Source organism: Fodinibius sp. (assembly GCF_041642155.1).
Classification (GTDB): domain Bacteria; phylum Bacteroidota; class Rhodothermia; order Balneolales; family Balneolaceae; genus Fodinibius.
The window spans coordinates 1-3,596 of the sequence record NZ_JBEPWZ010000301.1 but is presented as its reverse complement, the minus strand read 5'-3'; the positions used below and the strand labels follow the sequence as shown (position 1 = coordinate 3,596).

General features: G+C 52.9%; 4 protein-coding genes. 2 read left to right on the top strand and 2 right to left on the bottom strand.

All coding sequences use genetic code 11. The annotated features are described in order from the left end of the window. A partial coding sequence (locus tag ACESLU_RS13040) for a hypothetical protein (protein WP_372639069.1) occupies window positions 1-200 on the top strand: 200 nt, incomplete at its 5' end. Between the two features lie 231 nt (window positions 201-431). After that, entirely contained in the window at window positions 432-1,766 is a 1,335-nt protein-coding gene (locus ACESLU_RS13035; protein ID WP_372639068.1) for an aminopeptidase P family protein, read from the top strand. Window positions 1,767-2,012: 246 nt separating this feature from the next. On the opposite strand, the gene ACESLU_RS13030 is transcribed toward ACESLU_RS13035, so the two are convergent. Then, window positions 2,013-2,966 (bottom strand): TolB family protein, encoded by a 954-nt coding sequence (locus tag ACESLU_RS13030; protein WP_372639066.1) that lies wholly within the window; start codon window positions 2,964-2,966, stop codon window positions 2,013-2,015. A 92-nt stretch (window positions 2,967-3,058) separates the two neighbouring features. Then, on the bottom strand, window positions 3,059-3,596 hold a 538-nt coding region (locus ACESLU_RS13025; RefSeq protein WP_372639065.1), incomplete at its 5' end, for a glutamate ligase domain-containing protein.

The following is a 3,596-nucleotide window of genomic DNA, read 5'->3' as shown; positions in this document are numbered from 1 at the left end:
ACGAGGACAACCAAAACAGGGCGGTGCTGGAGGTCAACCTCGACCTTCTTTTTGACGGGAAGGCCAAAAACAGTACCATTTATTCGGAGGCCGGGGTTGAACTGATCGATGCTGCGGGGTTCATCGACCGGTCCCCCGACACAGGCAGATCATCTCTCATAAAACAGGCACAAAATATTTTTGGGGAATACGCAGCGTAACCCTTGTTTGCGATAAAGAACCAGGGCAAGAGGTTCTGGCTGTTTCGGGTTTTCACCCCTGGATCGGGGATAAGGGCAGGTATTTATCGCGACCGGGGATATTTTTATGTTTTTTCGTTGTCCCGGGTTCCCGTGATAATAGAACAATGGGAGCATAGTTTTGCGGATGCCAATTTTCTCGTAACTTCCGGACTCAGTTTCATAAATCCCATGGTAAATAGATAAATAAATATGCATCATTTACACCGCGACAAGCTGTTTTCACTGTTTGATGAAGAAGATAACGCCATCGTTTATATGAAGGGGGCCGAGCTCATGTATCGGTATGAGACCGATTACGAGTTTCCCTTCCGGCAGGAGTCCAACTTCTGGTACCTGACCGGTGTAAATGAACCTGACTTTCACCTGATATTGGATTTGGAAAAGCAGGAGTATCACCTGTTTACCCCCAATCGCGATGCGCAATACGCCGTCTGGCACGGACGGATCAAAAGCAGGGAGCAATACCAGGAGCAGTACCAGCCCGATCACCTGCACTACGAGGGCAAGCTGCCGCAGGTGCTCAAAGAGCTGGATCCCGACACCATTTACTGCGTGGATGAGGTCCAGGCTGAGTTTATCGAAGAGTTTGACCGCAAGACCCCCATCGACCTGGACGCACTTCCGGAAGCGATCACGCACTGTCGCGTCTTCAAGACGGACTGGGAGCTGGACCAGTTGAGGGAGGCGGCACGCGTCAATAATATTGCTCACCGTGCTGTCCTGGAGGCGTTGGAGCCCGGCAAGTTCGAATATGAGCTGAAGGCCGTTTTTGACTATCACCAGATCCACAACGGGTTAATGCAGGATGCCTATAACGGTATTTTTGCGGGAGGTAAAAACAGCGCCATCCTTCATTATGTGGAAAATAACTACAAGATTGAGGACGGGGATCTGTTTTTAATCGATGCCGGCTTTGAGCGCAATGGATACGCTTCTGATTTCACGCGTACCTATCCCGCCAGCGGGTCGTTTACCTCCATCCAGTCGACCGTGTACGAGGCGGTGCTTGACGCCCAGAAACAGGTTATTGAGGCCGCGAAGCCCGATGTCAAGATGGAAGACCTGCATGTTATGGCGGCGCGCGTGATGATGCAGGGACTCAAGGACGCCGGTATTGTCTCGGGTACCCTCGATGACCTGATGAAAAAAGATGTCTTTGCGCTGTTTTTCCCCCATGGGCTGGGACATTTCCTGGGACTCGATACCCATGATGTGGGAGGGTACCCGCAGGGGGTGGAGCGCATCGAGCGGCCGGGTATTAAATACCTGCGCATGCGGCGCACGCTGCAGCCCGGCATGGTGCTGACGATCGAACCGGGACTTTATTTTGTGCCGGCCTTGCTGAAGCCGGCCCTCGAAGACGACACCCTCTCTCAATTCCTGAATGCATCCAGGCTGCAGGAGCTGATGGACTTCGGAGGCGTGCGTATTGAGGATAATCTTATTATTACCGACGACGGCCACGAAAACCTGACGGATGTCCCCAAAGAGCGGGCTGACATAGAAAAGGCGATGAAAAAATAGCTTGTATTGGAACCAGTGTTACCGGGGCTGCCGCCATGCGTAAGCCCGTCAGTAGCGGGCTGCGGGTACCGCTGAAAAGTTAAGTGCAGATGCAGGCAGTAATGTGTAAAGCCGTCGTGAGTGCCTGGCCGGAGAGGGCTTTCCAGGCCTGTTTCGTTAATCATCAAAAAGTGATAGCAAAGCTGACAAGGAAACAGGGAGCTGGATTACAAGTCTACGGTAGCCCGCTCATTGTCTGGGGTTGAATTATGGAGAGACAAACTCGTAACTGACAAAAGCAAAACGTTTGCTGTCTGGCGACCATGAAGGTACATTGATGGTTCCCTGTCCCCCGAAGAGCTCTACGACAACTTCAGGGGTCCCCCCATCCAGAGGCATCAGACGCAGCACCACCTCTTTAAAGGGCGGATGGCCTTCAACATCGGCATCATAGGAAAGAAAGACCACCTTTTCTCCATCTGGTGAGACATGGGGAAACCAGTCGCCATATTCTTCGTTGGAGGTCAATTGCTGAATCTCTGAACCATCGGGATGCATGCGGTAGATTTTCATAACGCCGGACCGTACAGAATTGAAATAGATCCACTTGCCGTCCGGTGTATATTCCGCACCATCATCAAGGCCGGGAGCAGTGGTCAGCCTGGTTTCTTCTCCTCCTTCAACAGGAATGGCATAAAGATCAAATTCACCGTTGCGCTGGGCTGGATAGACCAGGGTGCTTCCGTCGGGCGACCATCCGTGCCAGTACGACGGCGCCCGGGGAGTGACCAAGCGGGGTGTCCCGCCCTCAGCCGGAAGGACATAGATTTTGGATCCCTCGCCTTCAGGTGAATGGCTTACAGCCAGCCACTGCCCATCGGGGGAGAAGCCGTGATCGTTATTGCAGTTGGTGGCAAAACCGGTATCAAGCTGATCGGGTTCTCCACCGCCTACTGGAAGGGTATACAGTTTGCCTTCACTGTTGAAAAGGAAATAGCTTCCGTCGGGCGACCAGTTGGGGGCTTCTATGTGGTTCCTGGTGCGGTAGACAACCTTGCGCTGGCCGGTTTCTATATTATATGTTTCAAGCTTGCTCACCAGAACGCTGTCGGTCTGGGCGTGGCCTGATATTGGTACCATTAAAAGAAGGATGAGAGCAAGGATAGACAGGAAGAGCCCTTGCTGTTCTTCTGAAACAATGTTCTTGGGAAAAAAGATCATAATACCGGGTCCGAAAAATTAAAGTCTATGGGTATATCAGTAAATATAGTGTTTTTTTCAAGTCGGGACGATTATTCCAGGCCCAGGACGGGCTACTCATCAAAACTGTCGGGAAGGTCATTTTCGTAGAGAACGACGTCCCCCGGCTGAGCGAACTCCTGCATCAGGCGGTTGGCTTCGGAGAGACTTCGAACCGTCCGGACGTTATCGGAATCAAAGCCGCTGGACCGGATGCCTTCCCGGATGGGTTCGGTTTGCTTTTCGCCCACGAGGATGACCAGATCCAGGTTTGCCTCACCTATCTGCCGGCCGAACGACCGGTTTTTTTCCTCCTGTATATCACCCAGTTCAATCATGCCCGGGGTGATGATGATGCGCCTGCCGCTGTCAAACCGGGAAAGAATATCCACGGCATTTTTGGCGCCCGTGGGATTGGAATTAAAGGCATCGTCGATGACGGTAAGTCCCCCCTGCTGTTTCAGCTCCAGCCGGTGCTCTACCGGCTCCATGCGGGCGGCGGCCATCGCCATCGTGGTCAGGCGCATCCCGAGAGACCGCGCTACGCCGATCGCCAGCAGCATGTTCCGGACGTTGTGGGCGCCCAGCAGCTTGGTTGAAAAGGTTTCGGAT